The organism is Acidovorax sp. KPB24-07 (assembly GCF_057543315.1).
Genome location: NZ_BAAJYS010000718.1, coordinates 1 through 1112 on the forward strand (window position 1 = coordinate 1; position 1112 = coordinate 1112).

Sequence of the window (1112 nt, forward strand, 5' to 3'; positions counted from 1 at the left end):
CACCAGCGCGGCACGCGGCGCCACAGCGCACCGACCACTGCGGCAGCCAGCCAGGCGAACAGCGTGATGTGCAGGCCCGAGATGCTGACCAGGTGCGCCACGCCCGTGGCCCGGAACACGTCCCAGTCGGCCCGGTCGATCGCGCGCTGGTCGCCGGTGACCAGCGCGGCCACCACGCCCGCTGCGCGGGTGCGGGCGGCGTTGCCGCCTTCGTCCAGGCCCGTGCCGGCATCGACCGGCGCGAGATGGGCCAGGATGGCATCGCGCACCGCCTGGCGCGCCCGCTGCACCGGGTAACGCCAGGTCGCCTCCAGCCGGCGGGGCGGTTCGTCCCGCGCGCCGGTGCGCACGTAGCCGGTGGCCTGCACGCCCTGCTCCCACCACGCCAGCTCGGCATCGAAACCGTGCGGGTTGCGCAGGCCGTGGGGTGCCTTCAGGCGCACGGTCATGCGCCAGCGCTCGCCAGCCTGCACCTGGGTGGACAGCCGCCGCACGTCCGCCGCGCCAGCGGCCTCGCCGAAGGTGCCCACGTACCAAGCCACATCGATCACCGGCGGCACCGCGACCGCCTGGCCCTCCAGCACCGCCGATTCCACCGCCATGCGCAGGCGCACGCCGGATTCGCCGGTCTGCGGCATGGCAGCCACCACGCCCACGATGGCAACGTCGCGGCCTTCCAGCGCCGGCGGCAAGGCCCCCTGCAGGAACAGCAGCGCCCGCAGCCCCGTCGCGCCGCCCATGAAGACCAGGCCGCAGGCCAGCATCCACCCGCGCGAGCCGCACCAGGCAAGCCGCCGCACGCGGCCCGACGGCACCACCGCCGCCACGGCCCCCAGCCATCCCGCCCAGCGCCGCCGCCGCATAGGCGGCCAGCGGCCACAACGTCGCCTGCGTGAGCTGCAGCGCCGCTCCCGCGAGCACCCCGGCCAGCCACCAGGGCCAGCGCCAGGGGCGCGCCATGGCAGGCGTGGCAAGGACGGCAGAGGCGGGAGACGGCTGCGGCATGCGCGCATGCTAATGGCGGTCGACGGCAGCGTTTCCTTTTCGCTACAGCCCGGTGCTTTCCGCCTATTGGCATAGCCCAACTTCATGGCCAATCTAGGGTCGATTCA

General features: G+C 74.3%; 1 protein-coding gene. It reads right to left on the reverse strand.

The genetic code is table 11. The features are described 5' to 3' along the window. Positions 1-863, reverse strand: an 863-nt coding sequence (locus AC27IQ_RS25250; protein ID WP_487091259.1) for a ComEC/Rec2 family competence protein, incomplete at its 3' end; no start/stop codon positions are given. Positions 864-1112 lie beyond the last annotated feature (249 nt).